We start from the raw sequence: 18551 nt of genomic DNA, 5'->3' as shown, positions 1-18551 counted from the left end.
TATGCAAGAAAGATGACCATATGTAAGAAAGATTACCATATGTAAGAAAATAGAAGAAAAGTGAAAGAAGAAACAGGACATACCATTCCGCTCCGGGCACAGGCCCGCCGGTTCATGATATGTCCTGTTTTATTTTGAGTACCGCCGGTATCTGCGGAAAACCAGCCGGTATGCACGTGTATTCGTCCGTCCTTATTTGTTGATCAGCTGTATGGCGAATCCTGCAATTTCCTGTTTCAGGTATATCACATAGATATCGCCATTCTCATTTCGCTTGGCTGATTCGTAATTAATATCTACTCCGATCGTCTCAAAATAGTGAATCGCCTGATTCATATCCGGAGTATAAAAAGCCAGGTGCCCGTGAGTGCCCGGCCCTTTGCCGGCCATAGCTTCGATAGAAGCGCCCGCGAATGGAGAGCCTTTCTTTTCCGTACGGGCTTCCAGTCCGAATAGTCCTGACAAAAGAGATACGGTCTTTAAAGCTGCCTCACGATCGTCACAGTTTACTCCTACATGCTGAAAGGTAAAGGTTGGTTTTTCTGTCTGCATATGAAACCTCCTAATATAATTCGATATAAAATAAAGTCTGGTATCCTATATTGTATCAAAAATGGATGGAATTGTAAATATAAGTCGAATGATAAAAGTTGAACATCTTATAATAAGGAAATGATAGAAGTGGGTTCAGAATATAATTGACTAAAGAATTGAATTGTTGTACAATATTAATTAATAAGAGGAAGCTTTCGAAGGGAGACTTCCCATTTTTTATTTTATTGGAACGTTTGATTTTTATATCAAAAAGACTTCATCTGCAAACGAATATTTACATAATGGCAGCGGGAGAAGCTGCCTCTTTTGAGGATTCCATACTCCGGCCGGCCGGATTGACAATTGGAAATATTTTCATTTTTAAGTATGAATCAATGGGACAGGAATACATTATAAATAGGAAGAAACAGTAAAAACATATTGTGCAACATGCATGAAAGAATAAAATAAAATCGGTAACATTGCACGAAAATGTAATTACGGTCTTGCGGTCGACCACATTTTAGTGCTATAATTATGACAGCTTGAAATGTAAAACTCAAAACCTGCTTGGTGAAAATGACAATAACCAACAGCAGAATTTAAGAAAAGAGAGGGTGGAAGAAATGTATGATGTCTTAATCAAAAACGGAAAAGTTGTTACTTCTGACGACGTTCTGGAAGCTAATGTGGCGGTGAAGGACGGAAAAGTTGCAGCGGTTACTTCTTGGGGAGAAGAGCCGGAAGCAAAGGAAGTAATCGACGCCGCAGGAAAATTTGTTTTCCCGGGCGCAATTGACAGCCATGCACATTTGAATGATCCTGGATATAACTGGAGAGAAGACTATGAGCACGGAACAGCAGCGGCAGGCGTTGGCGGCCTGACAACAATCGTAGACATGCCGCTTCAGAATGAGCCGGCTATGACAGACGGTAAGATCATGGACGCAAAAGAAGCACATGTATCTCCAAACGCATATGTAGACTACTGCTTCTGGGGCGGCCTGACGGACTACAACTTTGACGCACTGAAAGAGATGGATGAAAAAGGATGCGTAGCATTTAAGTCCTTTATCGGACCGGTTTCTCCTGACTATGTATCTTTATCTTATGGCCAGGCAAGAGAAGCTCTTCAGATTATCAAATCCTTTGACGGACGCGCTGGTTTCCACTGCGAAGACTATTCCATTATCAAATGGGAAGAAGCAAGGGCAAAGAAGGAAGGAAGAAACACATGGAGAGACTTCCTTGACACAAGACCGGTTGTTGCAGAACTGATTGCAACAAAAGCAATTCTGGATCTTGCAAGAGATACGGGATGTAAAGTACATATCTGCCATGTAAGCCATCCGGACGTTGCAGAAGCAATTGCAGAGGCACAGGCAGAAGGACTTGATGTTACGGCTGAGACATGCAGCCATTATCTGTGCCTGACAGAAGAAGATGTGATTAAGAGAGGCGCGATCTGCAAATGTGCACCTCCTTTAAGAACAGCAGACGCTGTAGAAGAGATGTGGGATTACGTAAACGCAGGTATTTTAAGCTGTGTCGGAAGTGACCACTCTCCATGTGCGGATTATGAGAAAGATGAGACAAAGGACGGCGTGCTTGGTGCATGGGGCGGCATCAGCGGCATCCAGAACGTAATGCAGGTTGTTTACAGCGAAGGCGTAGACAAGAGAGGATATGATCCGACACTTCTTGCAAGAGTATTGAGTGAAGGTCCTGCAAAGACATTCGGAATTTACGGAAAGAAGGGCGCAATCAAAGTTGGATTTGATGCAGATATTGTAATCCTTGATCCGGAGAAAGAATGGGAGATCACACCGGAATCCCTTTACTACGTAAATAAGATTTCCGCATTCGTAGGACTGAAGGGCAAAGGACTTCCTGTATGTACTATGGTAAGAGGCCAGGTAGTTGCAAAAGACGGCCAGCTTGTAGGTACAAAGGGATATGGAGAGCTCGTAAAAAAACTGAAATAAATAAGAGTTTTTGAAGAGGTAATTTTATAAGCGGAGGAAATTAGTATGGGAATAGTAGAAAATAAGGAAGTGAGTGCAAATCTTGCACAGGGTGTGAAGCCGGAGCTTCTCCCGACAAAAGAAAGAATTATGGATAAGATATCTTACACGGCTGCCTTCCTTGGCGGATGTGTTTCAATCGGTACCTTCTCCATGGGCGCCAGCCTGATCGGCGTTCTGAACATGACACAGGCTATTTTAGCCATGGTAATCGGATGTGTTGTTATTGCGATCGCCCTCGTTTTAATCGGAAACTGCGGTCACAAGTACGGTATTCCGTATACGATTCAGCTTCGCAGCAGCTTTGGTGTTTCAGGCGTTAAGATTCCTGGTATGCTCCGTGCAATTCCGGCTATCGTTTGGTTTGGTTTCCAGAGCTGGGTCGGCGCAGGCGCGATCAACAGCTGTCTGAAGACACTGTTTGGCATCGATCAGCTTCCGATCGTATTCGGACTGTTTGTTATCCTTCAGGTAGTGCTTTCCATCAAGGGCTTCCACGGAATCAAATGGCTGGAGAACATCAGCTGTATCTTCATCCTTGCAACACTGGCATATATGTTCTATGTAGTTAAGACAAAATTTGGGACAGAGATCGCTGAGTCTATTTCAGGAATCGATGGAACATGGGGACTTCCATTCTGGGCAGGCACTACAGCATTCTTAGGTATCTACTCTACAATGATTATCAATGGTTCTGACTACTCAAGAGAGTTAAAACATGAGATTAAACCTGTTTTAACAGGCTCTATCTACACAATCGCGATTCTGCCTGCAACCTTATTCATGGGTCTGATCGGACTTATGGTATCCGGCGCGACAGGAAACAACGATCCAGTAGTCGTATTCTCTACAACCCTTGACAGCCAGTTCTTAACAATTGTTACCCTGTTATTTATTGCATTCGCTCAGGTAACGACAAACGTATTAAACAATATCGTACCTCCTGTATACGTAATGATGGATACATTCAAGCTTTCCTATAAGAAATCAGCAGTTCTGGTTGGTATCCTGTCTGTATGTACATGTCCATGGGTTCTCGTAACAGAGGATTCTGCAGGCGGTCTGGCACTGTTCACACAGGTTTACTCTGCATTCTTAGGACCGATCTTCGCAGTTATGGTAACAGACTACTACTTCCTGAGAAGACAGAAACTTGACTTAAACGTTCTGTATAATACAGAAGGAGATTTGAAGGGCATAAACTGGGCAGCTGTTCTGGCTATCTTTATCGGCGCAGGCGTATCACTCTGCTTCGTAACAATTTCCTGGTATGTCAGCCTGATTCCTACAGCTCTTGCTTACTATATCTTAATGAAGGTTCTCAAGGGTGCGGCTCCTTTCAGAAAAGGAACGATTTTCGAGTAAATCATTTCATCAGTTTATGGGGTGTATAAACGGTAAAAATAAATAAACCATGAAACAGCCGGCCGACGGTCTATATTAGTCTGGCCGGTCCGGCTGTTCCTTCATGTTACCGCACTATGATAAAGAATAACTTATTAACTGAAATCTGCAGGAATGGGGAACGCAGATTTCTGTAATTTTTTAATAGGAGGATAAGGTAATGTATGATTTATTGATTAGGAATGGAAAGCTGGTTACTCCTGACCGTATTTATGAAGCGGATGTAGCAATTACAGACGGTAAGTACGCAGCTTTTCTGGCTCCTGGGGCAGAAGCAGAAGCGAAGGAAACGATTGACGCAAAGGGAAATTATGTATTCCCGGGAATCATTGACTGCCACGCACATCTGAATGAGCCGGGCTTCGAATATCGTGAGGATTTCGAGACAGGTTCCCGCGCTGCAGTTGTTGCAGGCTGCACAACATTAATTGACATGCCTCTGAACAATGATCCGTCTCTGATGAACAAAGAAATCTTTGATATGAAGATGGGAAAGATCAGCAAACATTCTCTCGTGGATTTTGCACTTTGGGGCGGAATCGTAGGCGATTACGATGATAAGCCAGGTTCTGTAAAGAACAACATGAATGACCTCGTAGACCTTCATGAGGCCGGCGTTGCCGCATTTAAGGGATTTACATGCCCGAACGGTGATCTGTTCCCAACCGTAAACATGGGAAATGTACGCAAGGCCCTTGAAATCCTTAAGCCATACGGCGCTCTGTGCGGTTTCCACTGTGAAGAATTCGGACAGGTTCTTGAGAGAGAAAAGGAAATGAAAGCAAAAGAGGGAAGAACAAACGAAGAAAAGATTCGTGACTTCCTGGATTCCCACGATGTTTGGACGGAGTATGTAGCAACGAAGAACGTTATTGATATGGCAAGAGCTACAGGCGGCCGTGTACATATCTGCCACGTAAGTCATCCGCTGGTAGCGCAGGTTGTTAAGGATGCGATCCATGAAGGCCTTCCGATTACTGCAGAGACATGCCCTCATTACCTAGGGTTTACTGAGGATTTCGTATTTGAAAAAGGTGCGCCGGCAAAATGTACACCTCCAATGCGTACGAAAGAAGACATGGAAAAACTGTGGGACTACGTACTTGACGGAACCTTGTCATGTGTCGGAAGCGACCATTCACCGGCTGCTGATGAAGAGAAGGACAATGCAACAAAGGATATCTGGCATGCATGGGGCGGCCTGAATGCAATTCAGTTCTTCCTTCCAATGATGTTTGATATGGTTGTAAATAAGAAGGGCCTGAGCCCAAGTCTGATCGCAAAGGTTATGGATTATAACCCAGCTAAGGTATTCGGACTCTATGGACGCAAGGGCGCATTTGAGCTGGGATTTGACGGCGATATCGTTATCCTCGATCCTGAAAAAGCATGGAAATGTGAGCAGGAAAAACTGTTTACAAAGGGCCATGTATCCTGTTTCGACGGACAGGAAGGAAAGGGAGCGCCTGTTTGTACAGTAATCAGAGGCAAGGTTGTTGCTGCTGACGGAATGTACAAAGAAGAGGCCATTGGCTACGGCGAATATATCACACCTGTAAAATAAGAGACCGTGATATAAGAAACAGTTTCGTATATAAGAGGTTTGCTGGGAATGCTGCAGAATACTGACTGCAGATTTTGGGAATCCGCAGATGACTGTGTTTTACAGCATTCCCGAATGGGATAAATATAGAAATGGGGAAAAATAATATGAGTGAAGTTAATAATGAAGTTAAGAAAGAAGCCAGTTCCTTAGCTCCGATTCAGCCAAAAGACCGTATTATGAGCTGGGGCTCCAACACGATGTTATGGCTTGGCGGATGTATTTCAATCGGTACTCTGACCATGGGATCTGCACAGCTGGAAAAGGGCTTGAATCTGCTCCAGTTATTCCTGGCAGTTTTAATTGGTTCTACGATCCTGATTATCGGTATTGCAGCCAATGACCAGTTCAGCTACAAGACAGGCGCTCCATATGCGGTTCAGTTAAAGAGTGCGTTTGGTACAAAGGGAAGTATTGTTCCTGTTATGATTCGTGGTCTTCCTGCTATCGTATGGTATGGTTTCCAGACATGGTTAGGCGGCGCTGCTATCAACAACATTTCAAAAGCATTATTCGGATACGACAACATTGTACTGTTCTTCATCCTGTTCCAGGTAATTCAGATTCTTCTGTCCATTAAGGGCTTCCAGGGCGCAAAATGGGTAGGAAACATCGGCGGTGTTGTAATCGTTCTCGCTATGTGCTACCTGCTGTACATCTGTGTAAGCCAGTATGGCGATGTAATCGGCGATAAGCTGATGAATAAAGAAGGTACATGGGGTATGCCATTTATCGCAGCTATTATTGCATTCTTCGGCAACAGTACTACAGTTATGCTGAATGCGGGTGACTATTCACGAGAGGTAAAAGCCGGTTATTCGTCACCTGTCCGTGGAGTTTCCTATTTCCTGGCTATGGTACCTGCTACCGTAATGCTCGGCGTAATCGGAGCTATGGCTTCTACTGCTACCGGAATTGCAAACCCAATCAACGCATTTGCACAGATGGTAGACAATAAGCTGGTTCTTATCGTAACTTTAGGATTTATTCTTTTTGCGCAGTTATCAACCAACCTGGCAAGTAACGTAATTCCGCCGGCATATGCATTTATGGATGCATTTAAGATGAAACATAGAACAGCCGTTATCTTAGTAGGCGTTCTGGCTGTTGCTACCTGTCCTTGGATTCTTACCAACGACAGCTCTGCTGCAGGACTTGATGTGTTTGTAAAGGTTTATACTGCTTTCTTCGGACCTATTTTCGCAGTATTGATTACGGACTACTTCATTCTTCATAAGAGAAATTATACAAAAGAAGCACTGGATGATTTGTATAATGACAACGGAAATCATGCAGGTGTAAACTGGGCAGCAATTATCGCTATCGCAGTAGGCGCTATCATCGGATTTATGAACATTGATATCTCCTTCTTCACTGCAACGATTCCTACAGGATTAATTTACTACTTCTGCATGAAGAGCATGCCATCTTGTGAACGATTCAGAAGAGGAACGATTCTGGAGAAAAAATAATAGTAACAAGAAGCAGATAAATACACAGATATACATATAATTAAAGAAGCCTGAACGGCGGTCGTCATGATCTCCATTCAGGCTTCTTTTGTATCAATATAAATTTTTAACGTAACATCAGGAGAGTTTGTAGCGCTTGTTGGAATTGAGCATGTGAAGCGCCATAGCTTCCTGTGCCCGCTGAGGATCTCTGGCTCTGAGTGCTTCCAGAATCGCGACGTGCTCGATATCGACGCCCACCATATCCTCGATTCCCATCAGACCGCTTTTACTGATATGTGTAATCAGCTTCCTGGATGTGAGGAGGAGTTCGTAGATGATCTGATTATGGGATCCTTTCGCAATGCTCAGGTGAAAATCAATATCATACTCCAAAAATTTCTGGAAATTATAATTGGCAAAAGCTCCTGAGCAGAGGATATGATCGTTCCCATCTCGTCCAACTCCTCGGCTGTTGCCTTTTCTGCGGCAAGACGAGAGGACGTATCTTCCAGCATGGTACGCACGGTGATAATATTACCAAGGTTATGCTCACCCAAAAGGAAGGTCCAGGATAATGGAGCCATGAAGAAATTGGCGCTCTTGGAAGCGACAAAGGTTCCCTGTCCAGGCAGAATGCGCACAAGACCCAGTACGGAAAGAACCTTAAGCGCTTCACGGACGGCAGTTCTTCCAACGCCGAACATGGCAGCCAGATTTCTGTCTGACGGAAGCTTGTCGCCCGGCTTTAATTCACCTGAAATCAGGTTATCAGTCAGGTAGTCGGACATGACGTGGACGAGAGTCTCGACATAACTGGTTTTCTGTACCATCTGTGCCAACTCAGAGATATCCCCAGACGTCGTATTATTCAGCTGGCTTTCAATAAACAGTTCGATATTTTTTGCAAATGCATCCGGCGTCAACTGGAACAGATTCGGATCGACAGAGAGCTGTTCTGAAATGATATTCGCATATTTTAAGGCGTCTTTTCCGCCTTTTGTTTCGATATTTGATAATTTTGATATGCTTAAAAGCGGCTTTTTATCTTCATCAGACAAATATTTAGCGATAAATTCGCTTTGGGAAAGCATGAGCCTCCGTCGTAGAAGCAGCAGGTTTTCATGGACAAAGGCGGGATTTAAAATAGATTCTGCAGCATCCTGAGCGATGCCAGTAGGTTTTTCCATAACAGCAAGTCCTTTCAGTATAATGTTGTAAAAACCGGTCTGATACATTTTATAGTTTTAATTATATATAAATAAGAAGCAATTGACAAGAGTATAATGGGAATATCGAACATATTTTTTTGTATAACAGAATTATATTAAAAAAATCAGGAAAAATACATGGAAATTAAGGAAAAATAACCTTGCAAATTATAAAAAATGTGGTAAAATAATAGTAAAAAGAGGTCGACCACGTAATTGGATTTTACGTTATGGCGTAAAACATTGTCTCGATTGGGGAAGAGGCATAATTTCAAAAACGCGAGAGTTTAAGCGACAATCAAGGAGAGGAGAAAGTAAAATGACAAGAAAAGGCAGCGAATTAAGCGTAACACTGGAGCACATTTAAAAGGGGGAAGAGGTACAACGAGAGTTGTAAACATTCTTGAACCAGACGGAATGTACGGAACAGGCAGACTGTTTGGAGTAAGCATTATCCCGGTCGGCGGTTCTATTGGACAGCATACACATCAGGGAGATTTTGAAACATACTATATTTTAAAGGGCAAGGCAAAGGTGAATGACAATGGTACGGAGTACATTCTGGAACCAGGTGACATGACACACTGCAAGGACGGCGATTTCCACGCAATCGAAAATATCGGCGACTGCGATCTGGAATACATAGCAGTTATTCTTTACAGCGAAACAAAGAAGGAAGCATAATTATCACTGTTTACGTAACAGATAGAAAGGAAGAAAAAATCATGGGATATCCAAGTGACATTTTATCAACAAGAGCAATCATCAAACCAGGCAAATTTGTAGTAATTCCTCCAGAGGGATTAGTAAATAACGTAATTCCGGGAATCGAAGGATGTAAAGTGAGCATCATCGCTTCTCCAAAATACGGCGCAAGCTTCGTTCAGTACATGGTTGTTGCTGAGCCAAACGGCGGTACGACAAAGAAATTCGGAACAGAATCCAATATTGAGACATTCATGTTCATCAGCGAAGGCCACGGAAGCTTTACCGTTGACGGAAAGACATATGACGCACCGGAAGGCGCATACATCTACGCACCTGCAGGTGTCGGCCTTGAATTCAAGAATACAGGTTCTGAGCAGATGAAGGCTGTGTTATACAAACAGGTATTTATTCCGGCTGAAGGCGTAGGCGAGCCATACGTATACTTCGGCAATGTCAACGAGATGGAATACGCTTTATATGACAATATGGAAAATGTATTCATCAAGGATCTCCTTCCAGTTGATAAGGCGTTTGACATGAACATGCACATCCTTTCCTTTGCACCAGGCGGATGCCATCCATTCGTAGAAACTCACGTTCAGGAGCACGGCATGTACATCCTTGAAGGCGAGGGCGTTTATCTGCTGGATGACGAGTGGAAGATGATCAAGAAAAATGATTTCGTATGGTTTGGCGCATACTGCCCACAGGCTGCTTACGGTTGTGGCAGAACAAACTTTACATATATCTACTCCAAAGACTGCAACAGAGACGTAGAACTGTAATTACCGCATATTTTCCATTTCTTTCATATTCTTTATACAGCGGGAGCTGTCCGGCGGAATAACCGTCAGGGCAGCTCTTGTTTTTTGACAAAAAAACCGTATACTAGGGAATATGACAGATGATGAAAAGAGGAATGATTTCATGACGAGAGAAGAAGAAATTCTTGAGATATTAAAGGAATTGACGGAAGTCAGGAGTATTTCTGATACGGATCAGGAACGGCTGGCAGAAGAATATATAAAAGACAGGCTGGAAAACCAGGAGTATTTTCACAAGGTTCTGCAGTATCGGAATCAATGGATGGGAAACATGCTTCCTCCTGCCGGCAGTTATTCAATTCCTGGAGATTATCTGAAACGAGGAGCCGTATACGGACTTGTAAAAGGCAAGGGCAGAAAAACTCTGATTCTTACAGGCCACTACGATGTCGTGGGAGTAGAAGAATATGGAAATCTGAAAGATTATGCCTTTTCGGTGGATCAGCTTCTGGAAAAGATCAGCTTGTGTGGAAAAGACGGCGGATTTGATGATGAGGTCCTGATGGATGCGGCCTCCGGAGAATGGATATTTGGAAGGGGAACGGCTGACATGAAAGGCGGCCTGGCAGTGGGGATTGCCCTTCTGAATGAGTACGGGAAGCGGATGCAAAAAGAACAGCTGGAAGGGAATCTGCTGTTTATGGCGGTGCCGGACGAGGAATCCTATTCAGCCGGAATGAGAGGAGCCGTATCGCTTCTGAACAGCTTGAAGGACCAATACGACCTGGATTATCAGTGCCTGATCGATCTGGAACCAAACTTTATGTCGAAGGGGGCTCAGGAGGTGTTCGTAGGATCGGCAGGAAAGTGTATGCCGGCCGTTTTTGTTCAGGGTGCAAAAGCGCATGTGGGAAGCTGCTTTCAAGGGCTGAGTGCGGCGGGTATCATAGGAGAAATATTCGCGCGGACGGAGCTTTCGCCGGAATTTGCAGAAAGTTTTGACGGAGAAGTATGTATGCCGCCTACATGGCTTCAAATTCGTGACCGTAAGGAAGAATACGATGTATCGGTGCCGTACAGGGCCGGCGGATATTTCAATATGCTCAGTTTTTCAATGACTCCGGAGGAGGTGATGGAGAAACTGGAGGCCGTTTCCAGAGAGGCCGTTTCCTCTTACCAGAATAAAATGGAACAGATGTGGAAGCGGCTTATGAAGAAGGCAGAAGACAGCGCGGCCGATGATAGTACCGCTTTCAATACGGGCAGTGAAAAAGAGGGATGCCATGGAGCTTTCGTGCGTGCAGAGGTAATGAAATACGGGGATCTTCTGGAAGTATGCCGTTTGAAAGGGAAAGATGCATTTGAAAAATTTAATACGGAGCTTTATCAGATGGCGGCAGACAGGATACGGACCGGAGAGTGGAATTATCCTCAGGCGACGATCGAAATGATGAAAGCGGTGCTGGATTATTCAGGTATCGCTTCCCCTCTGGTTCTGCTGGGATTTGCTCCGCCTTATTACCCGGCTTTTCACAGCAGTATGCTGGGAAAAGAAAATGCAGGGGATCGCTGGTTTGAGGTGCTGGAGCGTGCAGGTGAGAAACGGTTCGGCCGCAGGATGCGTCGGAAGCATTATTTTACGGGAATCTCTGATCTTAGCTACTGCGGAATCAGCAGAAAGGGAATTGATGGGAGTATTTGCGGGCAGTCTAAAACGGAACAGGATAAGGGGGAAATGGAATTTTACGGACTTCATGCACCGCTTTGGGGAAAGCTGTACCAGATCGACTTCGACTCAATAAAAGAACTCAATATTCCGTCCTTATTGTTTGGTCCCTTATCCAAGGATATTCATCAGAGGACGGAGCGCGTAAATAGGGAAAGCCTGGTAAAGGAAATTCCAGAAATTATCATGGAAATGATCGAACAAATGTTTGCAAAATAACGCGATGTGTGGTAAGATATCCGCATAGATATCAGACAATCGGTTGTGGTTCCGGCAGTCCGGACACTTTACTCATCCATAGGAAAGGATTTACCATGGCAAAACAATTTATTAAAATACGCGGTGCAAATGAGCACAATTTGAAGAATATATCGCTGGACATTCCCAGAAATGAACTCGTTGTTCTGACCGGATTAAGCGGATCGGGAAAGTCTTCGCTGGCATTTGATACCATTTACGCAGAAGGCCAGAGGCGGTATATGGAGTCTTTGTCCTCTTACGCCAGGCAGTTCCTGGGGCAGATGGAGAAACCGGATGTTGAGAGCATAGAGGGGCTTTCTCCCGCGATTTCCATCGATCAGAAGTCGACAAACCGCAATCCGCGTTCGACGGTTGGAACTGTAACGGAGATTTATGATTACATGCGTCTTTTATATGCCAGAATAGGCGTTCCCCATTGTCCGAAGTGCGGAAGGGAGATTAAGAAACAGACGGTGGATCAGATGGTAGACCAGATTCTGGAGTATCCTGAGAAGACCAGAATCCAGATTCTTGCTCCGATTGTAAGGGGAAGAAAGGGCGAGCACGTTAAGCTGCTGGATCATACGAGGCGCAGCGGGTACGTACGTGTCCGTATTGATGGAAATCTCTATGAACTGTCTGAAGAGATTAAGCTGGATAAGAATATTAAGCATAATATTGAAATTGTTGTGGACCGCCTGACGGTAAGAGAGGGAATTGAAAAGCGTCTGACCGATTCTATCGAGATGGCTCTTTCACTGGGAAACGGCCTGATGATGGTGGATGTTCTGGACGGTGAAATTATGAACTTCAGCCAGAACTTTGCGTGCCCGGACTGTGGGATCAGCATCGACGAGGTGGAGCCGAGAAGCTTTTCCTTTAACAACCCGTTCGGCGCGTGCCCGGACTGTTTCGGCCTGGGATATAAGATGGAGTTTGACGAAGATCTGATGATACCGGACAAATCCCTGAGCATCAATCAGGGGGCTATTACCGTTTTGGGATGGCAGTCCTGTTCTACAAAGGGAAGTTTTACGAGGGCAATTCTGGACGCGCTGTGCAAAGAATATCATTTTGACCTGGATACCCCGTTTGAGGATTACCCCCAGGAGGTGCACGATGTACTGATTAACGGAACCAATGGGAAAGAAATAAAAGTGTACTATAAGGGACAGCGGGGCGAAGGCGTGTATGACGTGGAGTTTGAAGGCCTGGTTCAGAATGTTGCAAGGCGTTACAGAGAGACGTTTTCAGAGAGCTCCAAGGCAGAATATGAGACATTCATGCGCATTACTCCATGTCCGGCCTGCGGCGGAAAAAGGCTGAAGAAAGAGTCGCTGGCAGTGACGGTGGGTGATAAAAACATCTTTGATGCTACGAATATGTCGATCGTAAAGTTCCGCGAATTTCTGGACGGCCTGCAGCTTACCGATATGCAGAATGCCATTGGACATCAGATTTTAAAAGAAATCAGAGCCAGAGTGACATTCCTCATTAACGTGGGACTGGACTATCTTTCTTTAAGCCGTGCGACAGGCACGCTTTCCGGAGGCGAGGCACAGCGAATCCGCCTTGCTACCCAGATTGGTTCCGGTCTTGTAGGCGTAGCCTACATCCTGGATGAACCAAGCATCGGGCTGCATCAGAGAGATAATGACAAACTTCTGAAAACGCTGCTTCACCTACGCGATCTGGGCAACAGCGTCCTAGTCGTAGAGCACGATGAGGATACCATGAAGGCTGCGGACTGTATCGTGGATATCGGGCCGGGGGCAGGAGAACACGGCGGAAATGTAGTTGCAGTGGGCACCGCGGAAGAGATTATGCAGTGTGAAGATTCCATAACAGGGGCATACCTGAGCGGACGGCTTCAGATTCCGGTGCCAAAAGAGCGGAGGAAAGCGACAGGATTTCTGACAGTCCGCGGAGCGCGGGAAAACAATCTGAAAAATATTGATGTGACATTTCCTCTCGGCGTAATGACGTGTGTAACAGGTGTATCCGGGTCTGGAAAATCTTCTCTTGTAAATGAGATTCTCTATAAATCCCTGGCAAAGAAACTGAACCGCGCGCGGACCATACCGGGAAAATATAAATCCATGGAAGGCGTGGAACAGCTGGATAAGATTATCGCGATTGACCAGTCTCCCATCGGAAGGACACCCCGTTCCAATCCGGCTACGTATACGGGCGTATTCGATATGATCCGTGATCTGTTCGCATCCACGACGGACGCAAAAGAGAGGGGATATCAGAAAGGGCGTTTCAGCTTTAATGTGAAAGGCGGCCGCTGCGAAGCCTGCAGCGGAGACGGAATCATTAAGATCGAAATGCATTTCCTGCCGGACGTTTATGTGCCCTGTGAAGTATGCGGTGGAAAGCGGTACAACAGAGAAACGCTGGAAGTGAAATATAAAGGAAAGAATATATACGATGTACTGAATATGACCGTAGAAGAGGCGATGAAATTTTTCGAAAATGTACCTTCCATTTACAGGAAAATTGCGACATTATATGACGTAGGCCTTTCTTATATACGCCTCGGGCAGCCTTCCACAGAGCTTTCCGGAGGTGAAGCGCAGAGAATTAAACTGGCTACGGAGCTGAGCAGAAGAAGTACGGGCAAGACGATCTATATTCTGGACGAACCGACGACGGGGCTTCATTTTGCGGATGTGCATAAGCTGATCGAGATTTTAAGGCGCTTATCAGAAGGCGGCAATACGGTAATTGTAATTGAACATAATCTGGACGTGATCAAGACGGCGGATTATATCATCGATATCGGCCCTGAGGGAGGCGACAAGGGCGGTACGGTAATCGCTCAGGGAACACCGGAAGAAGTGGCGGAGAACCCGATTTCCTACACAGGGCAGTACGTAAAGAAGTATCTGCAAGAACAGCAGATACAGGTACATGAATAAAATCAGGAATTTATAAAGGGAATATCTTGCAGAAGCCCCGGAACCGTGCCCCCTGGGACCAGGATGTGGCAGACGCGCAGTATGTTCTGATTTGATACGCGGTTTCTGCAGAAAACAGAGGAGACAATTATGCTAATAATCAGAGGAGCAGACATATATGCCCCCGACCATATAGGAATCCGTGATGTGATGGTCTGCGGAGGGAAAATTGAGCTGATTCGTGAGAGGATTGAAGTTCCGGCAGACTTTCCGAATTGCCGGGAGATCGACGGTTCAGGCCTTATCATGACTCCGGGGCTGATCGATCAGCATGTTCATATTACGGGAGGCGGTGGAGAAGGAAGTTTTCATACCCGTGTTCCGGAAGCGAAACTTTCTGACTTCGTCAATGGAGGCGTAACGACGGTTGTCGGCCTTCTGGGTACCGATGGAATTACTAGGAGTGTGGAAAACCTGACGGCCAAAGCGAAGGCCTTGAAAGAAGAAGGAATGACCGCATATGCCCTGACGGGTTCATATGGCTATCCCAGTCCGACGATTACGGGAGATGTAAAGAAGGATATCGTATTTATCGATGAGATTCTCGGCCTTAAACTGGCTATATCGGATCATCGGGCGCCGAATATTCCGACAGATGAATTGATTCGTACGGCAAGCGACGTGCGTACTGCCGGAATGGTAAGCGGAAAGCCGGGGATTCTCGTTCTTCATATGGGAGATGACAAGGCGGGGCTTCAGCCGGTATTCGATGCCCTTGAGAAAACATCGATTCCCATTAAAACATTCCGCCCAACTCATGTGAGCAGGAACCATAACCTGCTTCTGCAGGCCTTCCGGTTTGCAAAAATGGGCGGATATATTGATTTGACATGTGATAATGAAGAGGACAAAGAAGTGGCAGAGGCGCTGTTACTGGCGAAACAGGAAGGTGTTCCACTTGACAGGATTACCATGAGCTCTGATGGGCAGGGAAGCTTCTCCAGCTATGACAGCCAGGGAAATCTTACAAAAATGGGCGTCTCCAGCCTGTCGGCCATGCTTCACCAGCTGAAAGATCTGATAGAAAACCATGGATATTCCATGGAAGAGATCCTGCCTCACATGACAAGCTATGTAGCACGCGCCCTTGAGCTGTATCCGAAAAAGGGATGTATTGAGGAAGGTGCAGACGGAGATATTCTTCTCATGGAGAAAAACTGCAGCCTTCATACGGTTATCGCTATGGGAAAGATCATGATGAATGAAGGAAATATCGTGGTAAAAGGAACGTATGAGGATTAAAATGAGAGCGACCGGGATACCTTTTTAAGAAAAAACGGGAAGAAATTTTTCAGAAATCCTTGTCAATCTTCCATTCCTATTCTATAATGAGAAAACAGTCGAAACGGCAGACAAATTTGGATGCCGTTTTGTTGTTCAAGAAGAAACCGTTATTCTGGTGGGTATGCCCACTTTGTTCAATGATTGAAGACAATAAAAGGAGGACTCCCGATGAATCGAGAGATGATTATCGTACTTGACTTCGGCGGACAGTATAATCAGCTGATTGCCAGAAGGGTCAGAGAATGTAATGTCTACTGTGAAGTGCATTCTTACAGTATGGGACTGGAAAAGATAAAGGAAATGAATCCAAAAGGAATTATTTTCACAGGCGGCCCCAACAGCGTATATGGAGATGATTCCCCAAGGTGTCCTAAGGAAATTTTCGAGATGGGAATTCCGGTACTGGGGATCTGCTATGGCTCCCAGCTGATGAGCTATCTTCTGGGCGGAAGCGTAAAGACGGCTCCTGTCAGCGAGTACGGTCATACAGAGGTGGAAGTGGATCCTTCCTCTGTCATTTTCGGTGATGTGTCTCCAAAGACCGTATGCTGGATGAGTCATACGGATTATATTGAGAAAGCTCCGGAAGGCTTCCGGGTAATTGCCCATACTCCTGTATGCCCGGTAGCAGCAATGGAAATGCCGGAAAAGAAACTGTACGCAGTCCAGTTCCATCCGGAAGTGATGCATACGAAGGAAGGCATGAAGATGCTGTCCAATTTCGTATATAATGTATGCGGCTGTTCCGGAGATTGGAAGATGGATTCCTTTGTAGAAACCACGATTAAAGAAGTGCGCGAAAAGGTTGGATCAGGCCGTGTCCTCTGTGCCCTTTCCGGCGGAGTAGACTCTTCCGTAGCGGCAGTTCTACTGTCAAAGGCGGTAGGAAAACAGCTTACCTGCGTATTTGTGGACCATGGACTTCTCCGTAAGGATGAAGGGGATGAAGTAGAGGCTGTATTCGGTCCAAACGGCCACTATGACCTGAACTTCATACGCGTGAATGCACAAGAACGCTTTTATGAAAAGCTGGCCGGAGTAGAAGATCCGGAAAGAAAAAGAAAGATTATCGGTGAAGAATTTATTCGTGTATTTGAGGAAGAGGCAAAGAAGATCGGGGCTGTTGATTTCCTGGTACAGGGAACCATCTATCCGGACGTTATCGAATCCGGGCTGGGAAAATCCGCAGTAATCAAGTCCCATCACAATGTGGGCGGCCTTCCGGATTATGTGGATTTCAAGGAGATTATTGAGCCGCTTAGACTTCTGTTTAAGGATGAAGTACGCAGAGCAGGTCTGGAACTTGGCATTCCGGAATATCTCGTATACAGACAGCCGTTCCCAGGTCCCGGTCTGGGCGTCCGCATCATCGGTGAAGTGACGGCAGAAAAGGTTAAGATCGTTCAAGAGGCAGACGCGATTTATCGTGAAGAAATCGCAAAAGCAGGCGTGGATAAGAACCTCGGCCAGTATTTTGCAGCCCTTACCAATATGCGTTCCGTAGGCTGTATGGGTGACGGAAGAACGTATGACTATGCGATCGCACTGCGTGCCGTACTGACATCCGATTTCATGACAGCCGAGTCCGCAGACCTTCCATGGGAGGTGCTCGGAAAAGTGACAAGCAGAATTGTAAACGAAGTGAAAGGCGTGAACAGAGTGCTGTATGACTGCACAGGGAAGCCGCCGGCAACGATAGAGTTTGAATAGTAGAAAGGGAGCCGGGAAGCCGCTTAAACAGCGGACTTTCCGGCTCTTTGTGTGTGGCGTGATACCTGTTTGATACCTATATCATAAAATGATTTTATTTCGTGTACTTTCTGAATAAGGTTGCAGTAAATAAGGTCATTAAAATCGAGCCACATAATAATTCTATCGACATAGCAAATTGTGTGGCACCTGATGAAGGCGCTGCACTTCCTTGCCCTACGGTTATAAGTGTAAAGAAACTATAAAATAAACTCTGAAACCAATCATTTAATAGTTGAAAGTTAAATGAGAAATTGAAATTATAAAAGTAGTTTATTGGTAGTTGTGATGAAGCTGGAGTGAAGCCCGTAAACATATAAATAATACTAAATAGAAATATCAATAAAGTGATACTTATAAAAGCCCTAGAAGGTTTCTCGCCATATCCAATAGTTGATTCTAATAAAAAACAAGGTATAGTGGATATGCCTTTTTTTACTTCTTGTTTCTGCTTTCTTACGCTGATAATAAAAAATTAGCAATATGATTATCTTCTTCTCGAATATGATTAGAAGCCCATATTTGTTCTATAGAATAATAGGTGTTGGCTACTTCTTCATATATAGAACGTTTCCATATTTTGTATATTTTAAGTTGTCGTATACTAGAAAAATTGACTATGTCATGAAATGAAAAAGCAGTGATTTTACATCTTGAGTCAATACTAAAATCTTCCATAGTACCACGGAATGCAATATTAAAATTACGTGATGGGGAGAAAATAGATGTCTGATTCAAAATGGTTTTACCTATAAACTCCACATTATTAAAACAAATTCTATGAAATATACATTTATAAAATGACATATTATCAAAAGAGGTATGAGTTAATACATTTATAAAATGACATATTATCAAAAGAGGTATGAGTTAATCTGCCAACACTAAAG

At 44.7% G+C, this 18551-nt stretch carries 13 protein-coding genes; 10 read left to right on the top strand and 3 right to left on the bottom strand.

From position 1 onward, the window contains the following. Positions 1–192 precede the first annotated feature (192 nt). Positions 193–552 (bottom strand): VOC family protein, encoded by a 360-nt coding sequence (locus DXA13_RS10545; RefSeq protein WP_118244231.1) that lies wholly within the window; start codon positions 550–552, stop codon positions 193–195. A gap of 608 nt (positions 553–1160) precedes the next feature. Between DXA13_RS10545 and allB (DXA13_RS10535) the strand changes: the two genes are divergently transcribed. From allB (DXA13_RS10535) to DXA13_RS10520, 4 genes are all read left to right on the top strand, one after another. Next, the gene (gene allB, locus DXA13_RS10535) at positions 1161–2519 is read left to right on the top strand and encodes an allantoinase AllB (RefSeq protein WP_118244226.1); all 1359 of its coding nucleotides are present in this window, start codon (positions 1161–1163) and stop codon (positions 2517–2519) included. A 45-nt stretch (positions 2520–2564) separates the two neighbouring features. Further along, a complete protein-coding gene (locus tag DXA13_RS10530; RefSeq protein ID WP_118244224.1) occupies positions 2565–3923 on the top strand; it encodes an NCS1 family transporter in 1359 nt (452 codons plus the stop codon). Between the two features lie 199 nt (positions 3924–4122). Then, the gene (allB, locus tag DXA13_RS10525) at positions 4123–5526 is read left to right on the top strand and encodes an allantoinase AllB (protein WP_118244223.1); all 1404 of its coding nucleotides are present in this window, start codon (positions 4123–4125) and stop codon (positions 5524–5526) included. Positions 5527–5672: 146 nt separating this feature from the next. Beyond that, the gene (locus DXA13_RS10520; protein ID WP_118244222.1) at positions 5673–7037 is read left to right on the top strand and encodes an NCS1 family transporter; all 1365 of its coding nucleotides are present in this window, start codon (positions 5673–5675) and stop codon (positions 7035–7037) included. Between the two features lie 117 nt (positions 7038–7154). On the opposite strand, the gene DXA13_RS10515 is transcribed toward DXA13_RS10520, so the two are convergent. Both DXA13_RS10515 and DXA13_RS10510 read right to left on the bottom strand, forming a co-directional pair. Beyond that, complete coding sequence (locus tag DXA13_RS10515; RefSeq protein WP_181995615.1) at positions 7155–7412, bottom strand: FCD domain-containing protein; 258 nt, start codon at positions 7410–7412, stop codon at positions 7155–7157. Continuing rightward, the gene (locus DXA13_RS10510; protein WP_181995614.1) at positions 7385–8206 is read right to left on the bottom strand and encodes a GntR family transcriptional regulator; all 822 of its coding nucleotides are present in this window, start codon (positions 8204–8206) and stop codon (positions 7385–7387) included. Before DXA13_RS10510 ends, DXA13_RS10515 begins: the two co-directional genes overlap by 28 nt. A gap of 438 nt (positions 8207–8644) precedes the next feature. On the opposite strand from DXA13_RS10510, the gene DXA13_RS10505 reads away from it, so the two are divergent. The 6 genes from DXA13_RS10505 to guaA all read left to right on the top strand — a co-directional run bounded on the left by DXA13_RS10505 (position 8645) and on the right by guaA (position 17622). Next, on the top strand, positions 8645–8911 hold the full coding sequence (locus DXA13_RS10505; protein WP_118244219.1) for a cupin domain-containing protein: 267 nt from the start codon (positions 8645–8647) through the stop codon (positions 8909–8911). 41 nt (positions 8912–8952) lie between these two features. Next, positions 8953–9720, top strand: coding sequence for a (S)-ureidoglycine aminohydrolase (allE, locus tag DXA13_RS10500; RefSeq protein ID WP_118244218.1), 768 nt, complete (start codon positions 8953–8955; stop codon positions 9718–9720). A gap of 142 nt (positions 9721–9862) precedes the next feature. Next, positions 9863–11644, top strand: a complete 1782-nt coding sequence (locus DXA13_RS10495; RefSeq protein ID WP_181995613.1) for a M20/M25/M40 family metallo-hydrolase — start codon at positions 9863–9865, stop codon at positions 11642–11644. A 95-nt stretch (positions 11645–11739) separates the two neighbouring features. After that, a complete protein-coding gene (uvrA, locus tag DXA13_RS10490) occupies positions 11740–14589 on the top strand; it encodes an excinuclease ABC subunit UvrA (RefSeq protein WP_118244215.1) in 2850 nt (949 codons plus the stop codon). A 129-nt stretch (positions 14590–14718) separates the two neighbouring features. Then, positions 14719–15870, top strand: coding sequence for a beta-aspartyl-peptidase (gene iadA / locus DXA13_RS10485; protein ID WP_118244213.1), 1152 nt, complete (start codon positions 14719–14721; stop codon positions 15868–15870). 210 nt (positions 15871–16080) lie between these two features. Continuing rightward, the gene (guaA, locus tag DXA13_RS10480) at positions 16081–17622 is read left to right on the top strand and encodes a glutamine-hydrolyzing GMP synthase (protein ID WP_118244211.1); all 1542 of its coding nucleotides are present in this window, start codon (positions 16081–16083) and stop codon (positions 17620–17622) included. Positions 17623–18551: the final 929 nt, after the last annotated feature.

It is taken from the genome of Clostridium sp. AM58-1XD (assembly GCF_003464085.1).
In the GTDB taxonomy this organism is placed as follows: Bacteria; Bacillota; Clostridia; order Lachnospirales; family Lachnospiraceae; genus Lachnoclostridium_A.
This window is presented reverse-complemented; position numbering and strand designations above follow the sequence as displayed.